At 42.1% G+C, this 19,380-nt stretch carries 20 protein-coding genes; 5 read left to right on the top strand and 15 right to left on the bottom strand.

All coding sequences use genetic code 11. The features are described 5' to 3' along the window. Positions 1-111: 111 nt before the first annotated feature. From PCY06_RS05590 to gla, 4 genes are all read right to left on the bottom strand, one after another. Positions 112-1,047, bottom strand: a complete 936-nt coding sequence (locus tag PCY06_RS05590; protein WP_293908383.1) for a serine hydrolase domain-containing protein — start codon at positions 1,045-1,047, stop codon at positions 112-114. After that, complete coding sequence (locus tag PCY06_RS05595; RefSeq protein ID WP_061603489.1) at positions 1,044-1,781, bottom strand: CppA N-terminal domain-containing protein; 738 nt, start codon at positions 1,779-1,781, stop codon at positions 1,044-1,046. The genes PCY06_RS05590 and PCY06_RS05595 overlap by 4 nt, the downstream gene beginning before the upstream one ends. 127 nt (positions 1,782-1,908) lie before the next feature. Continuing rightward, positions 1,909-3,189 carry a DUF308 domain-containing protein gene (locus tag PCY06_RS05600; RefSeq protein WP_301389580.1) on the bottom strand — a complete coding sequence of 427 codons (1,281 nt, stop codon included), beginning with the start codon at positions 3,187-3,189 and terminating at the stop codon, positions 1,909-1,911. Between the two features lie 140 nt (positions 3,190-3,329). Then, positions 3,330-4,181 carry an aquaglyceroporin Gla gene (gene gla / locus PCY06_RS05605; RefSeq protein WP_082307254.1) on the bottom strand — a complete coding sequence of 284 codons (852 nt, stop codon included), beginning with the start codon at positions 4,179-4,181 and terminating at the stop codon, positions 3,330-3,332. A 103-nt stretch (positions 4,182-4,284) separates the two neighbouring features. Here gla and PCY06_RS05610 point away from each other — a divergent pair, with 103 nt between their 5' ends. Continuing rightward, positions 4,285-6,564, top strand: coding sequence for a Xaa-Pro dipeptidyl-peptidase (locus tag PCY06_RS05610; RefSeq protein ID WP_082307255.1), 2,280 nt, complete (start codon positions 4,285-4,287; stop codon positions 6,562-6,564). A gap of 32 nt (positions 6,565-6,596) precedes the next feature. Here the strand turns inward: PCY06_RS05610 and PCY06_RS05615 are convergent, their stop codons facing one another. Beyond that, positions 6,597-7,004 carry a glycosyl transferase gene (locus PCY06_RS05615; protein ID WP_045634410.1) on the bottom strand — a complete coding sequence of 136 codons (408 nt, stop codon included), beginning with the start codon at positions 7,002-7,004 and terminating at the stop codon, positions 6,597-6,599. A gap of 191 nt (positions 7,005-7,195) precedes the next feature. Here PCY06_RS05615 and PCY06_RS05620 point away from each other — a divergent pair, with 191 nt between their 5' ends. Continuing rightward, on the top strand, positions 7,196-7,495 hold the full coding sequence (locus tag PCY06_RS05620) for a YbaB/EbfC family nucleoid-associated protein (RefSeq protein WP_008808250.1): 300 nt from the start codon (positions 7,196-7,198) through the stop codon (positions 7,493-7,495). Between the two features lie 41 nt (positions 7,496-7,536). Here PCY06_RS05620 and PCY06_RS05625 read toward each other — a convergent pair whose 3' ends face one another. Both PCY06_RS05625 and PCY06_RS05630 read right to left on the bottom strand, forming a co-directional pair. After that, positions 7,537-9,297: a glycerophosphoryl diester phosphodiesterase membrane domain-containing protein gene (locus PCY06_RS05625; RefSeq protein ID WP_011999763.1), complete on the bottom strand. Its 1,761-nt coding sequence runs from the start codon at positions 9,295-9,297 to the stop codon at positions 7,537-7,539. Positions 9,298-9,352: 55 nt separating this feature from the next. Then, the gene (locus tag PCY06_RS05630; RefSeq protein WP_008808248.1) at positions 9,353-9,847 is read right to left on the bottom strand and encodes a DUF536 domain-containing protein; all 495 of its coding nucleotides are present in this window, start codon (positions 9,845-9,847) and stop codon (positions 9,353-9,355) included. 267 nt (positions 9,848-10,114) lie between these two features. On the opposite strand from PCY06_RS05630, the gene PCY06_RS05635 reads away from it, so the two are divergent. Next, complete coding sequence (locus tag PCY06_RS05635) at positions 10,115-11,290, top strand: NAD(P)/FAD-dependent oxidoreductase (protein WP_060553165.1); 1,176 nt, start codon at positions 10,115-10,117, stop codon at positions 11,288-11,290. 55 nt (positions 11,291-11,345) lie between these two features. Here PCY06_RS05635 and PCY06_RS05640 read toward each other — a convergent pair whose 3' ends face one another. From PCY06_RS05640 to tsaB, 8 genes are all read right to left on the bottom strand, one after another. Then, positions 11,346-12,086 (bottom strand): MerR family transcriptional regulator, encoded by a 741-nt coding sequence (locus PCY06_RS05640; protein ID WP_060553166.1) that lies wholly within the window; start codon positions 12,084-12,086, stop codon positions 11,346-11,348. A gap of 100 nt (positions 12,087-12,186) precedes the next feature. After that, positions 12,187-12,867 (bottom strand): hypothetical protein, encoded by a 681-nt coding sequence (locus PCY06_RS05645; protein WP_301389581.1) that lies wholly within the window; start codon positions 12,865-12,867, stop codon positions 12,187-12,189. A 299-nt stretch (positions 12,868-13,166) separates the two neighbouring features. Further along, complete coding sequence (locus tag PCY06_RS05650) at positions 13,167-13,913, bottom strand: class I SAM-dependent methyltransferase (protein WP_045505362.1); 747 nt, start codon at positions 13,911-13,913, stop codon at positions 13,167-13,169. A gap of 108 nt (positions 13,914-14,021) precedes the next feature. Continuing rightward, on the bottom strand, positions 14,022-14,354 hold the full coding sequence (locus PCY06_RS05655) for an AzlD domain-containing protein (RefSeq protein WP_060553168.1): 333 nt from the start codon (positions 14,352-14,354) through the stop codon (positions 14,022-14,024). Beyond that, complete coding sequence (locus tag PCY06_RS05660; RefSeq protein ID WP_060553169.1) at positions 14,344-15,039, bottom strand: AzlC family ABC transporter permease; 696 nt, start codon at positions 15,037-15,039, stop codon at positions 14,344-14,346. The genes PCY06_RS05655 and PCY06_RS05660 overlap by 11 nt, the downstream gene beginning before the upstream one ends. Positions 15,040-15,048: 9 nt before the next feature. Further along, positions 15,049-16,059, bottom strand: a complete 1,011-nt coding sequence (gene tsaD, locus PCY06_RS05665; RefSeq protein WP_082307256.1) for a tRNA (adenosine(37)-N6)-threonylcarbamoyltransferase complex transferase subunit TsaD — start codon at positions 16,057-16,059, stop codon at positions 15,049-15,051. Continuing rightward, complete coding sequence (gene rimI / locus PCY06_RS05670; protein WP_008808240.1) at positions 16,049-16,501, bottom strand: ribosomal protein S18-alanine N-acetyltransferase; 453 nt, start codon at positions 16,499-16,501, stop codon at positions 16,049-16,051. Before rimI ends, tsaD begins: the two co-directional genes overlap by 11 nt. After that, entirely contained in the window at positions 16,498-17,184 is a 687-nt protein-coding gene (gene tsaB / locus PCY06_RS05675) for a tRNA (adenosine(37)-N6)-threonylcarbamoyltransferase complex dimerization subunit type 1 TsaB (protein ID WP_082307257.1), read from the bottom strand. The genes rimI and tsaB overlap by 4 nt, the downstream gene beginning before the upstream one ends. A gap of 276 nt (positions 17,185-17,460) precedes the next feature. On the opposite strand from tsaB, the gene PCY06_RS05680 reads away from it, so the two are divergent. Further along, a complete protein-coding gene (locus PCY06_RS05680) occupies positions 17,461-17,691 on the top strand; it encodes a DNA-dependent RNA polymerase subunit epsilon (protein WP_060553173.1) in 231 nt (76 codons plus the stop codon). A 3-nt stretch (positions 17,692-17,694) separates the two neighbouring features. Then, on the top strand, positions 17,695-19,377 hold the full coding sequence (locus PCY06_RS05685; RefSeq protein WP_082307258.1) for a ribonuclease J: 1,683 nt from the start codon (positions 17,695-17,697) through the stop codon (positions 19,375-19,377). The last annotated feature ends 3 nt before the right edge of the window (positions 19,378-19,380 follow it).

The following is a 19,380-nucleotide window of genomic DNA, read 5'->3' on the forward strand; positions in this document are numbered from 1 at the left end:
TTCTTTAACTATTATTTTAATATACTTTGAAAAAAAAAGCGATTTTTACGAGGAAAAATCTTTAGGATTCAAGGAACATGATAAAACTCCGAGCATAGAAGTCGGAGTATCTTATAGTTCCGTTTTTATCAGATTCATCAACTGGTTGCGATCTAAGATCCACTGAGCCCGCTCGTCTTTTTCATAGGTCCGGTTGGACAAAAAAATGACCGCCTTTTGCTCCTTGCGATTATACATGATAAAGGTTCCCGTGTAGCCAGTGTGATCCAGCCAGCCGTCTTCCAAATTCCAAGCTAGACTGCGCCTTTTGCCTGTCTCTCTGGAAAAATTCCGGGTTAAATTGGCCGCAAAGTCATCCTGCAGATAGTGCTCCAAAAATATTTCCAAATCCTTGAGAGTTGAAAATAAGCCTGCACTGCCAGCATGGACACCCAGTACACGCGCCTTGGGATCATGAACCTGACCATCCTTGACACCGCGAACGGTCGGTACAGCCCCTGAAACCGGCCCAAAGCCTGTCTCAGCCAATCCCCAAGGCTGGAAAATCTGATCTTGAAAAATCTGGTTCAAAGCTTGACCATAGATTTCTTCCAGCATAAAACCCAAGAGCAAGAAATTCACATCTGTATAGCGAAAAGTCTTATCTTCAAGCACCGTCAAATGATTGAGTGCTTCTTTCAACTCGGGAGCTGTCAGCTGATCACGATTGGGAATAAAAGGATCCAGCCCTGACGTATGGGTCAAAAGCTGGCGCACAGCCACATCTTCTCGATGAAAAGCCGGATAATAGTGCTGCAAGGGTAAATCCAGCTCCAGCTTGCCTTGCTTATACAAAAAGGCTACCAGAGTCCCCACTCCGACCACCTTGCTGACGCTAGCCAGATCATAGACCAAGCCCGCTTGAGTGGCTTTTTTTTCTTGCGGATCAGCCAACCCAAAGTAGAATTCCTGCCACTGACCAGCTTGATATAGGGATAGGCTAGCCCCAGGATAGATTTCCTGACGAATCTGCTCTTGAATTTTTTCAAAAATTTTTTGCTTTGTCATGCTTGTTCAAACCACAAGTCAATATGACTATCATCTGTCGCTAAAAGAAACTTCTTAGACTTAGGAATGAACAAATCACGTCCTCCAAGAAGCTCAGCCAATTGATTTACGTCAAAATGTTCTAGAGAAAATTTAATCATAGACAAGTCCCAAGTTGCTGCATTTTCAGCTAATAAATCCTGGCCTTCTTCCTCTTTAAACTCAATTGGTAGCATGTCTCCAAATGGTTGATAATAAGTTTGAGCTACTGATTTATTTGGAACATTGAGAATCACTTTTTCAATATAAAATTGTGTTAAGCCAGTGAACTCAGCCTGTGTCTCAAATACAGGAATCTTTTCTAGAGCACGGAGTGTTTGAGAATCATCCTCAGCATGCACTAAGAAAATATCTCCCTCTGGGGAAACAGCCTTGAAAGCATAGCCTTTCTCACCTTGGTAGACCTGTAAAACAGGATGTGCTTGTCCTAGCAAGGATTCAATTTCTTCTGGCTCTTCAACCTTTATAGTAATCTGAGCCAGTTTTTTAGGGCCAACAACCTTACGAGAACGTGCGCCTGGCGATTCTTCAATCACTAATCTTTCACTCTTTGTCTGATCACCCAAACTGACACCTGGGCCCTCTTCCAACAGGTTTTTCATCCCTAATGTCTGACAATAAAATTCTAAGTTTAACCGACGATTGTTCGTTTTTAGTACTGGTACAGTCTTAATCATTTGATGATTTCGTGTCATAAATTCCTCCAAGTCTCTTCTATTTTAGAAGATTTTCTCCTATTTGACAAATAATTATATAAAAATTTTCAAAAAACAAACACAAGCATAAACAAAAAGCAGCAGGTCAATCCTGCTACTAACTAAATCAACAATAAATATTGTGAGCGACAACCAAACCATTGGCAGATTCAAATTCATACTGCAGGTAATTTTGGTAAGTTCCAGGAGCTATGATCCCTCTTACATTCAAAATAGCAGTCCCAGCCTGACCAACAATCGAATCCGCCAACAAACAACAATTGGTCGAAAGAATAAAATAGCTTTTAAAACGGCTACTCTTGAATTTATAAAGTTCCGCCCCTAGCTCATGCCTTAATTTATAAGCATAGGTAGGACTGCCATTGAGTTCCTGATCACTTGGTTCCCATGGCTCTAGCAAGTCATCAATTTCTCTCAGACGCTTTTCAACGGCCTCTCGCTCCTGGTCAGTTAAAGCCAGAGAATAGCCAAACAAGGTCTTTTTACTCTCTTTTTTACACAAATCAATATAAGCATCCTTATCCACTTTAAATAGCACCCCGTCACCAATAGTACCAAATAATTTCTGAGAAAAAGGATCATAACTGCCATAGGAAATCACCTTGCCCTTATAGCAAATATCGACATGACCAATCGCTCCAAACAGGTTTTCCTTAGAAGTATGAACAAGAACCTCTAAATCAGCCTGCTGCTCTCCTTTGAGGACCCGATAAACACTTGATAATTCCTGCTCCTTCGTCCCGCGTAGAAAATGGTTGAAGCGTTCTAGTTGTTCAAAGGGAATAAAGGCCGCTATGATGACAGGCAGGTTGACCCGAAAATGTCTGCGTAAATCTTTTCTTTCCTTATCAAGGTCAAAGAAAAGTCCATCTCTCATATTGGAAATTCCCAACAAAACCAAATAAATACCTAAAAATAAAAATTGTAGACGGCCATCTGTAGCTGGCGAAAAAATGGTTGTTATAGCAATCAGGCCTTGAAGAATCGCATCAAATAAATAACGAAAACCTCCTTTAGCCCGATCACAACGGTAGAGGTAATAAGTAATGGCATAAACCACAGCTGTCGCCAACTGATAAAGTCCTAAAATAATAATGACAACATTAACCGAAAGGTTACCAAGTTCATTCAAGCCTGCTAAAAACAAGCCAAAGATGATTCGTAAAATCTCAGATGTCAGTGAAATATCTTTCTTACCAGCAAAAAAGTAGAGGATACTATTAAACAAGCCTACTAGAAAAAAATAGAGACTGAGCAAGTCCAGAGCTAGCTTTGTAAAGCCTGCTCCATTTATGATAACAATCATTCCCAGTAGAATGGCTAAGAGACCGAAAAGCAAGGTCCGCCGTCCACTTAATCGATCCATTTTAAATGGAACAATCTTCATTTTCTTCCCTCCATACTGTGCACTTATTCTTCCTTACTATGAAAAGATAAGAAGGCAAAAATATATATACGAAAATCACTTCTTTCTATCTGCCTTCAAGTCAGCTGAGTCTTCTAAAAAAAGGGCTTGCGCCCTTTTAATTATCCATAGATAAATTTGTACAACATAACAGCGGTGATACCTGCAAGGATTGGTGCCACGACTGGTACCCAAGAATACCACCATTTTGAATCACCCTTGTGCTCTCCAAGAACAGATTTAGGCAAGATTTCATGAAGAATACGAGGTCCTAAGTCACGAGCTGGGTTCAATCCAGGACCAGTAGGTCCACCAAGTGAAGTAACCAAAGCCATCACAAGGAAACCAAGTGCCAAGTGTGAGACAGCCAAACCACTAAAAATGTACTGACCAACTTGTGCTTTACCTTGGATAGAAGAAGCATCTATACCCTGAGTAGCTGCATATTTAATAATCTCAGCTCCAAAGAAGTTCTTTGTCATTGCAATAGCAGCAAAGAAAAGAACAAAGGAACCAACAAACTCATTTACAAAACCATTGATAGTTGCTGCTTTGCGAGACTCAGGTGTTCCATGATCGATGCTTGAAATCGTTGAGAAACTTCCCAATATTGCATTTGGATTTGTTGTTTGCAAGTAGTAAGGACGGTGAGTCGCAACCACAAGGGCTTGACCGAAGATAGCTCCCAAAATCTGAGCTGCAATGTAAGGAGCAACATGTCCCCATTCAAAGTAGCCGCTGACAGCCAACCCCAAAGTAAAGGCCGGATTAATATGGTTTCCTGACACATTTCCAAACATCAAAGCAGGAATCATAACACCCATTCCGTAACCAACTGCGATTACCAACCAACCGCTTTGATGACCTTTAGTGCCTTTCAATTCAACGTTAGCTACAGCACCGTTTCCTAAAATAATCAAAATGGCCGTACCCAGAAATTCTGTGACGTATTTCGCCATCCATGTAACATCCATGTGTTCAATCTCCTTATAAAATTTTTAGACAAACTTTATTGTATCAGTTATAATGGAGAATGTAAAGGTCAATTTTATATAAATACAAAAAAGGAGTAGTCTCATGCGTTACAACCAGTATAGTTACACAAAAGCAAGTGAAGAAGTTATGCTGGACGAATTGGCTCGTTTAGGATTCACTATCCAAACAACTAATTCTCCTAAGGAAAACCTTCATCACTTTCTTCAAAAAATTCTCTTTCGCTATCAGGACGTCAACTATGTCCTCTCTAGCTGGGTAGCCGACCGACAAACAGATCTGTTAACCTTCTTCCAATCCGACCAGCAACTGACTGAAGAGATCTTCTATACCGTAGCCCTACAGGTCTTAGGTTTTGTTCCCTTCGTGGACTTTGACGATGTAACAGCCTTCTGCAAGGATATTCATTTCCCAATCACTTATGGAAATATCCTCGAAAATCTTTATCAACTGCTCAATACTAGAACCAAGTTAGGGAATATTCTAATTGACCAGCTTGTCAGTGAGGGATTCATTCCAGAAAGCAATGACTACCACTTCTTCAACGGCAAAAGTCTAGCAACCTTCAGTAGCCATGAGGCCATTCGCGAAGTCGTTTATGTTGAATCCCGTGTGGACACAGATGGAAATGGCAAGCCGGATTTAGTCAAGGTTAGTATCATCCGCCCTTCTTATGAAGGACAAATTCCTGCAGTCATGACTGCCAGTCCCTACCATCAAGGTACCAACGATAAAGCTAGTGATAAGGCTCTGCACAACATGAATGTAGACTTAGCCTGCAAGAACCCTAGAACAATTACTGTTCAAGAATCTAGCATTCAAACAGTAGAACCCCAAGGACAGGCAACTTTAGTTGAGACAGCTGAAGAAAAGCTGGGCCATATTGGCAGTTACACCCTCAATGATTACCTACTTCCTCGTGGCTTTGCCAATCTCTACGTATCTGGTGTTGGAACCAAGGATTCAGAAGGGATGATGACCAGTGGAGATTATCAGCAGATTGAAGCCTACAAAAATGTCATCGACTGGCTCAACGGTCGCTGTCGCGCCTTCACAGATCACAGTCGCCAAAGAGAAATCAAGGCAACTTGGTCTAATGGAAAAGTTGCCACAACTGGAATTTCTTACCTAGGAACCATGTCAAATGGTTTAGCAACAACGGGGGTAGACGGGTTAGAAGTCATCATTGCTGAGGCTGGTATTTCTTCCTGGTATAACTACTACCGTGAAAACGGACTTGTCACTAGCCCTGGTGGTTATCCAGGCGAAGATTTTGAATCACTAACTGAGCTGACCTATTCACGCAATCTCCTAGCTGGCGAATACCTACGTCACAATCAAGCTTACCAAGCCTACCTTGACCAGCAAAGAAAGGACTTGGAACGAGAAACTGGTGACTACAATCAATTTTGGCACGACCGCAACTACTTGATCCATGCAGATAAGGTCAAGACTGAAGTTGTCTTCACTCATGGCTCTCAAGACTGGAATGTCAAACCTCTCCACGTCTATAATATGTTCCATGCTCTGCCAGCTCATATCAAAAAGCACCTCTTCTTCCATAACGGTGCTCATGTTTATATCAACAACTGGCAGTCCATTGACTTTCGTGAAAGCATGAACGCTCTTTTATCCAAAAAATTACTAGGGCATTCATCCGACTTTGACTTGCCACCCGTCATCTGGCAGGACAACAGCCAGGCGCAAAACTGGATGAGCCTAGATGATTTTGGAAATCAAGAAGACTACTCTCATTTCCATCTTGGTAAAGGCTCTCAAGAAATCCAAAATCGTTATTCAGACGAAGACTACAATCGCTTTGCCAAGAGTTATCAAGTTTTCAAAAATGAGCTATTTGAAGGCAAAACCCAGCAGATCACCCTTGATTGGACGCTGGAACAAGATCTCTTTATCAATGGACCTGCCAAGCTCAATCTCCACCTCAAATCTAGCACCAACAAAGGTCTCATCTCCGCCCAGCTTTTGGACTATGGACCTGCCAAACGCCTAACCCCAATCCCAAGCCCCTTGGAACCAAGAGTGATGGATAACGGTCGCTACTATATGCTGGACAATCTGATGGAGCTTCCTTTTACGGACACTCCACACCGCGTCATCACAAAGGGCTTCCTCAACCTGCAAAATAGGACTGATCTCTTAACTGTTGAAGAAGTAATCCCTAATCAATGGATGGAACTATCCTTTGAACTTCAGCCAACAATCTACAAACTGAAAAAGGGCGACCAACTGCGTCTCGTCCTCTACACTACTGATTTTGAGCACACTGTCCGCGATAAGACAGACTACCATCTAAGTGTCGATATGGAGCATTCTAGCTTAAGTCTGCCTCACAAGAAATCTTGACAAATAAAAAAATAAAAGCACAAGATGTGCTTTTATTTTTCTCGGATATAATCTTTTGCGTACTTATCGTAGTTCGGTTTTTCCTTACGATTCATTGCCAAAATCATGGTTCCTTCGAGATAGTTATCCTCTGAAGTTGGCTGTAACAGCACAGCAATGTTTTTGTCTGCATCAGGGAAAATAATTGAATATTTCTTCCCTTCCATTTCAATCACGATATATTGAACATTATTTTTAAATCCAACCTCTACCTGCTTATACTCTGCTTCTTGTCCATTCACACTGACCTTCTTGTCAGTAAAGGTTACAGTAGTATACTCATGGTTAGAATCCTGAACATTCCACTTTCCTTTAAGGTTTTGTTTGCTGTTACATCCAGCTAAAATAAAGAGAGGGATCAAAAGACTAAGCAACAAAAGGCTCCATTTGTGTTTTTTCATTAAGAAATTTCTCCTATATCTAAATTTTTAAATATTCTATCATAATCTCAACTTTTTCGTCAACATTGCTTTGAAACGATTCTCTAAATGTTGAAGCAGATTCTTGCCACTTTTTTAAAAAATGATATAATTTGAAGAGTGTAGATTACCAAATGTTAATCCTCAAATAGGAAAGGAATTATAAAAATCTTATGATGAACATGCAATCAATGATGAAGCAAGCGCAAAAGCTTCAAAAGCAAATGGAACAGAGCCAAGCAGAATTGGCAGCTACTGAGTTTGTAGGCAAATCTGCTCAAGACTTAGTGACAGCAACTTTGACTGGCGATAAGAAAGTTGTAAAAATCGACTTCCAAGCTGCTGTTGTTGATCCAGAGGATCTTGAAACCTTGTCTGATATGACTGTCCAAGCGCTTAACCATGCACTAGAGCAAATCGACGAAGCAACCAAAAAGAAAATGGGTGCCTTTGCAGGTAAACTACCATTTTAATCACAAAACCCTCGCTCTGATTAGAGAGTGAGGGTTTTCTATTAGCTTCCTGGAAAGTTCAAAAGGTCAGCTGCTTTATTTTCTAATAAGGTCGAATATTTAGGATTATCCCTCAGCTCTTTAATCGAGCTTTGAATGTATTCAACATCGTCTGTAATAATCCCATCCACCCCTAGTCTAAAGGACTTGGCTACAGCATCTTCTGTATTAATGGTCCAAGTATAGAGTAGTTTGTCTGAACTCCATAACTTATTGACAAAGTTCTCATCCAAGGTCGAATATTCCATGGTATAGCCGGACGCCTTGGTTCGAGGGAAAATGGTATTATAAGGCAAAATGAAGAAGGCTGGTATATCCTTATCGTAATCCAGCACCTTATCAATCACTTGATAATCTAGCGACTGCATTTGATGCCCATATATTTTGATATTAGCTGCGTATTTCTTTAAGAATCGCTCCATCATATCTGAAGAGTCAAGTTTGCTTGTTTTAATTTCAATCAAAAGGCGCTGGCCCAATTGATTGGCTCTTTTCAAATAAGCATCAAAGCTTGAAATCTTAGTTCGATAGCCATTTTCTGAAACATCTAGAGCTGTTAACTCTGCTAGCGTCAATTCCTGAGGATGTTTGTCTACCCCTGCTAGGTCTTTTAAGGTAGCATCGTGCATCATGACGAACTGGCCGTCTTTTGTCTCTTGTACATCCATTTCGATATAGTCTGGCTTGAGTAAGGCTGTTTTTTCTAAAGACTCAATTGTATTTTGTACCCCATTTCCATTTGAAACTCCCCGGTGAGAGATGGTCAGAGGAATGGTTTCCAAAGGAAATTGCAGATAAACATAGCCTTCTAATCCAAAAATTAAGCACGACGCTAGAAGTATCAAAGCCCGTAACCAAGGATTCCCCTTTTTTCGAGGATAGTCTGCCAGTGACTTATCAGTCAAGAAAGATAGAAACTTGATTAAAAAGTAGCTCAGCATGAAATAATAAGCCAGCTTCATGACTATAAAATTGAAAACTCCGACACCAAGACTAATTGCATTAGACTGATTATCCGCATATTTTTGAAGAAAGACAATACCAATGACAAAGAAGGCGTAGATAAACAAACTTTTGAAAACAATCCAAGATAAGTGCCATGAATAGAAAATGAGACGTTTTCTGGTCTTATCCAGGCTAAATCGGATGGCTTCTCTAACAGAGGTTCTTTCTAAAAAGATTTTGGGGATGGCAAACATAGAGCGCACCGCCAACAAAAACAGGATTATTGCTAGAATCCCTATCGCCCAGCCCAAGTAGTATTGATTGCTTAGATATTCCTGTATAAACTCTGGAATTAAAATCTTATTGAGGTAGTATATTTTTAAAATCTGTCGGAAAAAAGGAAAGAGAATCCCCATATAACATACAATAAAGAGAACCTTTCCTGGTCTAGCTCTCAGTAGCATAATCCAACTGTCTCTCAAAGTCGCTTTAATAAAGCCCCAATGGGATCGCTCTTCCTTATCTAATAAGTTGCGTACACCCATGAAGATAATGCCTGTCTGGAAATAAGCGACTAATAAATTGACCAAAAATAGGCCTAGAAACTGAGCAGTCACAAGCCAATTTGCTGTGAAAATACTTACAGCGTTGTTATAAGATAAGAATTCGTAGCCTGTCTGCTTGAGCAATGATTCAGCCGCCCAAGACGTAAAAGGAATCCAGGCAAATTCCATGGCCATAAAAACCATGAAAAAGAGTAGCAAGATCTTATCTAAATTTCGATAGAGACGTTTGAAGCCTAACTTTTGCGGTTTCATCTTCATTCCTTCTTTTTTAAAACAATAAATCTCAGTTTTTCAACTGAGATTTTTCTTACTTCCCAAATAAACGCGCCCAGAATCCTTTGTTTTCCTGCTGTTGGACCTGCTCTTTTGCTTCGTCCAACTCTAACAGTAACGTTTCGCGCTCACTCATAGCCTTGGCTGTCAGCTGTTGTTGCTGATCCAGTTGCTTGTCCTTCTCCGCAATCTGAACGTCCTTAATCCGAAGTTGTTCGTCTTTGCGTTTTAATTGCTCATCTTTTGACTTGAGTTGGTCGTATAGACGGAGAATCTCTGCATTTTTCTCGTCTACCAAAATTTCCATCAGTTCGCGCTGTTTTACGTCTTCGCTGACTGGTTCATCCTCAAAAATGGTCTTCTTGTATATCTCTTCCAGTTTAATTAATCCACTGCGAGTAACAACCGTTACCCCTTTTTCATTTTTTGTTGTATCTTCTTCTGGGAGAGCTTTGACACGATTGTTAATCGCTTGGCGACTAACTCCGAGAATCTCAGCTAACTCGCTGACTGTCTTTTCAATTGCCATAATTTCCTCAAATACTTTTTCTAGATATAGATACCTAAATCTTATCATATCAAGGCTTCCCTGTCAAATTTCCCAATATTTTCTAAGCTTAACTCCTATCCATTTTTCGCCCTTTTATGATACAATGAGACAGATTAGATTACTTTGAAAATGAATAAATCCACCAAGCTTAAAACGACCATTTAACTGCTCATTAGTGGACAATATTTCCTAAGAAACATTCACAATTAAACCTTGGCCAAACTTATCTCTGAAAGGATAACATAAATGAACCATTTTGACACAATCATCATCGGCGGAGGACCAGCTGGCATGATGGCTGCCATTTCCAGCTCTTTCTACGGACAGAAAACCTTGCTTATTGAGAAAAATAAACGACTAGGCAAGAAACTAGCCGGTACAGGTGGCGGACGTTGCAATGTGACCAATAATGGAGATTTGGATGACCTCCTGGCTGGTATTCCTGGTAACGGACGCTTTCTTTACAGCGTCTTTTCCCAGTTTGACAACCATGATATCATCAACTTTTTCACTGAGAATGGTGTCAAACTCAAGGTTGAAGACCACGGACGTGTTTTCCCAGCGACAGACAAGTCCCGCACCATTATCGAAGCTTTGGAAAAGAAAATTGCAGAGCTGGGCGGCACTGTCATCACCAACACCGAAATCGTCTCTGTCAAAAAAACTGATGACCTTTTCACTGTCAGATCCAGCGACCAGACTTGGACCTGCCAGAAATTGATTGTAACGACTGGCGGCAAGTCCTATCCTTCAACAGGCTCGACAGGCTTCGGCCACGATATTGCCCGACACTTCAAGCACACAGTAACTGACTTAGAAGCTGCTGAAAGTCCCCTTCTGACTGACTTCCCCCACAAAGCGCTTCAGGGGATTTCGCTGGACGATGTGACCCTAAGCTATGGTAAGCATGTCATTACTCACGACCTGCTCTTTACCCACTTTGGCCTATCAGGTCCGGCAGCCCTGCGCTTGTCTAGCTTTGTCAAGGGTGGCGAAACCATCTATCTCGATGTTCTTCCTCAGATGAGTCAGCAGGATTTGACAGACTTTTTAGAAGAAAATCGGGAAAAATCGCTGAAGAACTGCCTGAAAATCCTCCTGCCCGAGCGAATGGCAGACTTTTTTGCCCAGCCCTTTCCTGAGAAAGTCAAACAACTCAATCTCAGTGAAAAAGAAGCCCTCATCAAACAAATCAAAGAACTGCCCATCCCTGTCACTGGCAAAATGTCCCTGGCCAAATCCTTTGTAACCAAGGGCGGTGTCAGCCTCAAAGAAATCAATCCCAAAACTCTAGAAAGCAAGCTCGTTCCCGGCCTCCACTTCGCTGGGGAGGTCCTAGACATCAATGCCCACACGGGCGGCTTCAACATTACCTCTGCCCTCTGCACCGGCTGGGTGGCAGGGAGCTTGCATTATGAGTGATAGGTAAAATATTTAACAGATTAAAAAACTGGTCGAGGAAAATCCTCGCCAGTTTTTATTCTGCACCTGCCCGAACATAAGCAGCAATCACATCTGACGTATACTGAGCTGTGCCAACTCCAAATTTGTCGATGTTTTCCTTAAACTCTGGGTTATAGACATAGCCTTTACCGATATGACCAAAGACTTGTAGCGAGCAGTCAAAGCCATAAGTACGAATGGCTTGTAAAAGACGCCCTGCCTGCTCTTGATTTTCTGACGCTTCAACTGGCAAGCCTTGTCGCATATTCTCTGCCAGACTTTGAAAAACTTGATTGAAGGCTTCAGTAGATTCTTCTTCCCTTCCATTTTGACGAGTCAATGCTTCTGCCATAACTTCTTGACCGTATTCTTCGACAGCTTCTTGATGATATTTGTGATTGTCTTCGTAGGTAAAACCTGCGAATTTTTCTTTCATTGTCATTTTTCTTTCTCCTTTTTGAGCTTGAATTGTTTTTCGCAAGGTCGAAATCAAAGTATCCAAGCGGTCTCTTTCTTGCTCAAGACAATCCAACTGCCTTACCAGATGTGGCAATAGGGCATGATCGTCCTGACTCAAGAGCTCTGCTATTTTCTCCAAAGAAAAGCCCAGATACTTGTAGTAAAGAATGACTTGCAACCTCTCTAAATCAGCTTGGCTGTATGTCCGATAGCCATTTTCTGATTTAGCAGGTACTAAAAGCCCGATTTTGTCGTAGTGATGTAGAGTTTTGACGGAAACACCTGAAAGCTGTGCAGCTTCTTTAACATGAAACATGAAAGACCTCCTTGCTACTATAGTATAATCCCTAACCTTAGGGTAGGGTCAAGTGTTGTTAAAAAAACTCCCCACTTAGATTACAAGGGAGTTTCATAGCTTAGTTTTTAGTCAAAGAAAATTCAAAAGCATAATAATTTGAATAATCAAGAGGTTGATCAGCAGGACCAGTAAACATGACAGGTGTGAATTTACCATTTTCTAAAGTAAAGCCTGGCTCAGCTTTCCCTATACCACCAAGGCCTGTTATACCAGGAGTCAAGGCACTATATTCTCCTGAAACCAACTCCCACCGATAGAGGTTTTGACTGATTTTAATTGCTCTTGCAACAGCCTTTACATCGCTCTTTTGCCCATAACTGCTAAAGTTAGCCTGAGTCCAAATAGATCCATCTGCACCAACAGTCATTGTAATCTCCTCAGCTTGAGGGCTTCTTCCTTTCCAGGCACCAACCAATTCTGATGGAACAAGGGAGTCCGCTGTTGGAGTTTCCTTAGTGCTAGAACCGGATGAACTAGTTTGGCTAGATTTTGAAGCTTCCTCGCTAGAAGAGACTGAAGTTTGGCTGGATGAAGTTGATGACTCCTTGGAACTGCTCTTACTAGACTCACTAGACTTACTAGACTTACTAGACTTACTAGACTTACTCGATTTGCTGACCTTATCACTGGATGAACTCTTTGTTGCGCTATCTTTTGGCGAACTGCATGCTACTAAAATAAATGACAAAGCTAGAAATAAAGATGCATAAAGGAGTTTTGACAATGATTTCACCATCATGGTTACCTCTTTTCTACGTTCTGAAATTATTATAGTTCTTTTTATTCAAAAAAATCAAGTTATTTTTGGAATTAGCTTAAGATCTTTACTTAGATAAAACCTTTTGTAAAAAATAACCAAACTAGGGAAAATCTATAAACACTTTATCAACTGCGAATAAGTTCAATCATCCTATTCCTTAAGATATGCAAAAGAAAGGGAGGATAAAGTGATTGATACTTCTTAAATAAAAAGTGAAAACAAGACTAAAGTATTTTTTGAAATCTTCCCTAAATCAATAAAATGAGGAGACTGATTTTCTATTTACGAGAAACCATGGCAATAAAGCCCAGTTTTTCTTGATTCTTTTGGAACATCTTAAACATCTTCATAAATTGACTGTAGTTTTCTTTCTTAAGGGCATTGAAGCAGATTTTCAGAGTGCCGCCCAGTCCTTCGTCATATATCATGCCTCGAAGGCTCATCAAGGTCATTTCGCCGACAAAAGTGTCTACACGATCAAACGAGTGAGATCGCGCCAACTGAATCCAAGATCCTTCTGTCAACGGACCAACATTGACATTAATTGCGCGAGACAACTCTTCTCTGACAGCTTCATCTTTTTGCTTAAGCATGACATCATGAGTCAGAAGCACACCGCCTGGCTTCAGCACTCGGTAGTACTCTTCCATACATTTAGCTTTCCCCTTCTCTGTCTGCATGGTCAGCATGGCTTCATTGATAACGATATCAAATGAATTGTCATCATAAGGCAGCTTCATAGCGTTGGCTTGTTTAAATGTGACGAGTTCACCAACACCAGCCTTTTCTCCATTAAGCCGAGCTTGCTTCAAGGCAGACTGATCTAAGTCTATAGCTGTAATTTGGCAACCATATTTTTTTGCTAATTCAATCGTTGTAGTTCCCATATTGCAGGCAACTTCAAGAACCTTTTTATCACTGGAAAATTTCCCTTGCTCTATCAACCAGTCCGTTGCTAGCTTACCTCCGGGTCGAAGACGCTTCTTTCCTAATTTTGCTAAAAATTTATGACCTGCTTCTGCCATAATCCACCTCCTTAGTCTAACAACACCATTATACCACTATTATGAAATTTTCTGACATTTCTAATAATAAAAAATCTCTCTACCTGAGATAGAAAGATTTAGAAGTTATTAGATCATTTGAACTACTAAGCGTATTAGAGCAACTAAAATCACGCCACAAACCACTGTCAAAATTAAGTTTTTATACTTAAATGCTATGTAAGTTGTTGGAAAAATCGCTAGCAAATCCAGCCATTTAAAACTTGGCAGCTGACCTGTTTTAGCATTGGTGACACTGGACAGGATAAGAGCAAAGATAATGGAAACAGGCAGATATTTGAGGAAACGCTCTGCCATAGGCGGAAGCCCCTTGTACTTGACTAGGATAAAGGGTAAAACCCGCGGAATCCAAGTGACTAGGGCTGACAAAAGAATAGCCAGCAAAATATACTTACTTATCATCCAAAATCACCCCCACCGTACAGCCTAGCAAGGTTGCAAAAAGCACCGCCAGCGAATTTTGAAGTAGCATAGTTAGGACTAAGTAGGCAAGGCCCACAACACCCAGAACTAAAAAGAGCTTCTTTATCTTGACCCGTCGCAGCATGATTGTAAACTGAGAAGAGAAAATACCGATAAACATGGAGACTAGGGCAAAGTCCAGGCCAAAGCTCTCAGGATTGGGCAGAAGGGCACCGAGGGCTGTTCCTAAAATAGTACCCAAAATCCAAGAAGTATAACTCATGAAATTGTTACCCATCATCCAGCTAGCCGCAATCTCTTTTGTGTGCACCTGCTCTCCCATCAAGACTCCATAAGATTCATCCGTCAAAAAAGAGCCAATGACAATGTTCTGAGCTAAGCTAGACTTACGAAAAAAGGTTGATGCATGCAGACAGAGCAAAAGATGCCGGATATTGATGAGAAAAACAGTCAGTGCGATAGCCAAGACAGGCGCCTGCTGGGCAAATAAGCCAATCATAGCAAACTGGGCACTACCGGCATAAACCAGAATACTCATCACCCCCATCTCCAAGGGATTCATATGAGGTGCCGCCATGATGCCACAAGCTAGACCAATTCCAATATAGCCCAGAGCCGTTGGCACTGCCGCTTGTGCCCCTTGTTTAAATGTCTGTCCGCGCATTCTTCTCCTTTACTCCATCGTTTCAAAAGCCAGACTCGGCTTAGCATTCAGATCCAAACTGGCAAAATTCTTCTTGTTCCATTCACTGACACTAGCATAAGCAATCATACCAGCATTGTCACCGCAAAGGCGAAGAGGCGGAATAATCACCTTAACATCCTGAATCTCAGCTGCCAAGCGTTCTCTCAGCCCTTGATTGGCCGCAACACCGCCCGCTACGACTAGAGTCTTGACTGGATATTTTTCCAGCGCTTTTTTAGTCTTGGCCATGAGAATATCCATGACCGCTGTCTGAAAGCTTGCTGACAAGTCTTGATTAGACAAGACCTCTCCCTTTTGCTGAGCATTGTGGTGCAGGTTGATAAAGGCCGACTTAAGGCCGGAAAAAGAAAATTCCAGATTGTCTTCCTTGATCATAGCCCGCGGAAAATCATACATGTCCTGTCCTTGATGAGCCAGCTGATCAATCTCCCGGCCTGCTGGATAGGTCAGGCCCATGACTCGACCGACCTTATCATAGGCTTCACCGACCGCATCATCGCGAGTTTCCCCCACAATCTTATAGTCACCAGCCTGACTGACATAGACCAGCTCAGTATGACCGCCGCTGACCAAGAGAGCCAGCAAGGGAAACTCCAAGGGCTCCACGCTCTGGGCTGCCATCAGGTGGCCGGCCATATGATTGACTGGAATCAGTGGGATATCATGAGCCCAGGCAAAGGACTTGGCCGCTGCCAAGCCGACCAGAAGCGCCCCGACCAGACCAGGACCGTAGGTAACGGCCACCGCTGTAACTTGCTCCTCGCTAATCCCTGCTTCTGCCAAGGCCTCCTCAATGCAAACCGTAATGACCTCCACATGGTGACGGCTGGCCACTTCCGGTACCACTCCGCCAAAACGCTTGTGACTCTCAATCTGGCTGGCAATGACATTACTCAAAAGCTCAGTCTCATTCTTCAGAACCGCCACACTGGTCTCATCACAAGACGTCTCAAAAGCTAAAATATATCTATCTTTCATGGATCTCTCTTTTCATGACAATCGCATCTTCCACCGGCGCATGGTAGTAGGCCTTCCGCCGCGCGATTGCTTCAAATTTTTCTTTTTTGTAAAATAGCAGAGCTGGCTTGTTGGACTCCCTCACTTCAAGGAAAATTTCTTTGTCAGCTGGCAAAAAGTCAAACAAGGCTGTCGCGATTTTCTGCCCCTGATAGCTAGGCAATACAGCAATCTGCAGGACTTCTGCTTCAAAGTCTGTCTCCTGCCAGACTAAAAAGCCGACCAGTAGCCCCTCATCTTCTGCTAGCGCACAACTGTTCACATCCGAACGCAGAACCTCCGCTACTTGATCCGCTGTCCAAGGGCTGACTTCATAGACAGCAAGTAAGAGCTGTTCCAGCTTTTCTGCAAGAGCAGCCACGTCATCATCTGAGCTGTCGCTCCATTTTCTCATCTTAATCATAAGCGCTGAATGTAAGAATCGCTGGATTCCTGATGGGTCTTGAGCCAATTTTCCTCAGCTTCTACTCGCTTGAGGTAGTTAGGAACAAAATCATGAATGGACTGTGCTGGCAGGTCTAAACCGATACGACCAATAGTTGATGCATCTGGCAAAGTTGACTGAATGGCAGCCTGAGGAAGAGCATCTTTGATCTGCTCCACAAAAGCTGTCGTTTCTCCGACAAAGGTGACTGATTGGTTAGCAGCGCCAGCTATTTCCAAAACCTCTGCCAAAGGTAGATGAGCTTCCGGCCGTACAGCCTGACCAGACTGGTAAAAGCCAGCATAGACATTATTGCGGCGGGCATCTACGATGGGAATGACCAAGCCTTCCACCTGCTCTGGGACTAGAGCCAGTAAACTAGACACACCGACCAGCTCAATTTTGAGGGTATGCGCCAAAGTCTTGGCTGTCGCCACCGCAATTCTCAGACCTGTGTAGCTGCCTGGCCCCTGAGCCACCGCGATCCGATCCAAATCCGTCGGTTTCATGTCCAAACTATTCATGAGAAAATCAATAGCCGGCATAAGGGTGATGCTATGATTTTTCTTGATATTGAGCGTTGTCTGAGCCAATAGATGCTCATCTTCTAAAATAGCTAGAGACAGTGCTTGATTAGAAGTATCAAAAGCTAATAATTTCATTCTTATCTTTTCCTTACTCGATTGTCTGCATTATATTATACTAGAAAGAGAGGGATTTTCCAACTTCTTTCCCCTTTAGGTAGAAGGGAAAAATGAAAACGGCTTCCTCTTCTTTTTGGATTTCTAACTTTTACTAATACCGTATTTTATGATATAATTGTTATAATTGTAACGAATCAAGATTAATCTATTACCCAGAAAACTAAATATAAAAAAACAGCTGATAACTTGGCTGCATGTTTGTTGTAGATTAATCGTGAAATGAAAGGAAATAGAATGATTTACAAAGTTTTTTATCAAGAAACAAAAGACCGTAGCCCACGTCGTGAAAACACTCGCTCTCTTTACTTGGAAGTTGAAGCAAATAACGAACTCGAGGGACGCATTAAAGCCCGTAAATTGGTTGAAGAAAATACTGATTACAACATTGAATTTATCGAACTCTTGTCTGACAAACACTTAGAATACGAAAGAGAGTCAGGCACTTTTCAAGTAACGGAGTTTTAAACCATGTCCTATACTTTAAAACCAAAAGAAGTTGGCGTTTTTGCCATTGGTGGTCTAGGAGAAATTGGTAAAAACACCTACGGAATCGAATATCAAGACGAGATTATTATCGTTGATGCAGGTATCAAATTTCCAGAAGACGATCTTCTCGGGATTGACTATGTCATCCCCGATTACTCCTATATTGTAGAGAATATCGACCGTGTCAAAGGTGTTCTTATTACTCACGGTCACGAAGACCACATCGGTGGTATCCCATTCTTGCTTAAACAGGCTAATGTACCTATTTATGCTGGACCTCTGGCACTAGCCCTTATTCGTGGCAAATTGGAAGAGCACGGACTTTTACGTGATGCCAAACTCTACGAAATTAACCAAAACACTGAACTGAAATTTAAAAACCTTAAAGCAACTTTCTTCCGTACGACCCACTCTATCCCAGAGCCTTTAGGAATTGTGATCCATACTCCTCAAGGTAAGATTGTCTGTACCGGTGACTTTAAGTTTGACTTTACTCCAGTCGGCGAACCAGCTGACCTGCACCGTATGGCAGCTCTAGGTGAAGAAGGGGTTCTCTGTCTCCTCTCTGACTCGACCAATGCTGAAGTTCCTACTTTTACTAATTCTGAAAAAGTGGTCGGACAATCGATTATGAAGATTATCGAAGGCATTCATGGACGCATCATCTTTGCCTCCTTTGCCTCAAACATCTTCCGTCTTCAACAAGCTGCAGAAGCTGCGGTAAAGGCTGGACGCAAGATTGCGGTCTTCGGTCGATCTATGGAAAAGGCGATTGTTAACGGGATTGAATTAGGCTATATCAAGGTTCCTAAAGATACCTTCATTGAGCCAAATGCTATCAAAGACTACCCTGCTAGTGAAGTCCTGATTATGTGTACCGGAAGTCAGGGTGAGCCTATGGCAGCCCTGTCACGTATTGCTAACGGTACTCACCGTCAGGTTCAGCTACAGCCTGGAGATACAGTCATCTTCTCATCTAGTCCTATCCCTGGTAATACGACTAGCGTTAACAAGCTGATTAATATTATCTCTGAAGCTGGTGTAGAGGTTATTCATGGTAAGATTAACAACATCCACACCTCTGGACACGGTGGCCAGCAAGAGCAGAAACTTATGCTCCGCTTGATCAAGCCTAAATATTTCATGCCAGTCCACGGTGAATACCGCATGCAGAAAGTCCATGCTGCGCTAGCCGTTGATACTGGAGTTCCAAAAGACAATATCTTCATCATGAGCAACGGCGATGTACTAGCTCTGACAGCTAATTCTGCCCGCATAGCTGGTAGTTTCAATGCTCAAGATATTTATGTCGATGGAAACCGTATTGGTGAAATCGGTGCTGCTGTCCTGCGCGACCGTAAAGACCTATCAGAAGACGGGGTGGTACTTGCTGTCGCAACAGTCGACTTTGAATCACAAATGATTCTAGCAGGCCCAGATATTCTCAGCCGTGGCTTCATCTACATGCGTGAGTCTGGTGATTTGATTCGCCAAAGTCAGCGTCTTCTTTTCAATGCTATCCGCATTGCCCTCAAAAATAAAGATGCCAATATCCAGTCTGTCAACGGTGCTATCGTCAACGCCCTTCGTCCTTTCCTTTATGAAAATACTGAGCGCGAACCAATTATTATTCCGATGGTGCTTACACCAGACGAAGACAACTAAAAA

Origin of the sequence: Streptococcus sp. SG1 (genome assembly GCF_030439935.1) — a bacterium.
Classification (GTDB): Bacteria; Bacillota; Bacilli; order Lactobacillales; family Streptococcaceae; genus Streptococcus; species Streptococcus gordonii.